The sequence below is a fragment of the Fulvivirga lutimaris genome (assembly GCF_009711525.1).
In the GTDB taxonomy this organism is placed as follows: domain Bacteria; phylum Bacteroidota; class Bacteroidia; order Cytophagales; family Cyclobacteriaceae; genus Fulvivirga; species Fulvivirga lutimaris.
Window position 1 is genome coordinate 1 of sequence record NZ_SMLV01000043.1, and the last position, 672, is coordinate 672.

Annotated in this window: 1 protein-coding gene; it reads right to left on the bottom strand. The window is 47.0% G+C overall.

Annotated elements, in window-relative coordinates; all coding sequences use genetic code 11:
* Window positions 1-672 (bottom strand): hypothetical protein (locus E1140_RS21150; RefSeq protein ID WP_185153311.1); only part of this gene is annotated, 672 nt, incomplete at both ends.

Below are 672 nucleotides of genomic sequence, written 5' to 3' on the forward strand. Positions count from 1 at the left end.
TCATCCTTCTGTATCACAGGGTGTTCGTCTACCACTACATTCATGTCATCGAAGTAGGCTTCCAGCTGTACGCCACCTTCATTACTCACATAGATCATCACTGTGCCGGGTTCCTCTGCTTCAAACTCTGGTAGGGTCAGCTCTTCCCAAACATTGTTGGCATTGGTCACCTGCACATATTTAAAGTGGGCATCGGTCACCTCATCAAATCCGTCTGCTGGTATAAACAGCATGTTCAAAAACACCATCGGCTGGGTGTCATCATAATCAAAACCATCTGTACCAAACAGTCCGCCTGTAGGGCCATAACCTGAGGAGATGGAGCCTGTCACTCCTTCTGATACTGGTGTAGTACCTGAGGTTAATATGTTGGTTAGTATACCACCTATCGCTACAGGGTCTACTACCTGGTTGCTGGTGATGTTAAACAGTTTTACCTGTACTTTGGAGTTCACCACATCGCCTGCGCCTACATTAAACTGTACTACAGAGCCAGCCCTGCCACTGGCATTACCATTAAGCACATAGGCATGTTGGTAGGTGGCAGATGGGTGCGGGTCAGTATGGTCAAACACATTGTCAGGTATGATATTCCCTTTATCCGTATCGGTCAGTAAGTCGGTATCATTCACTACACTTTCTCCATTCACATCTACCGTGGCATCTGGTTCG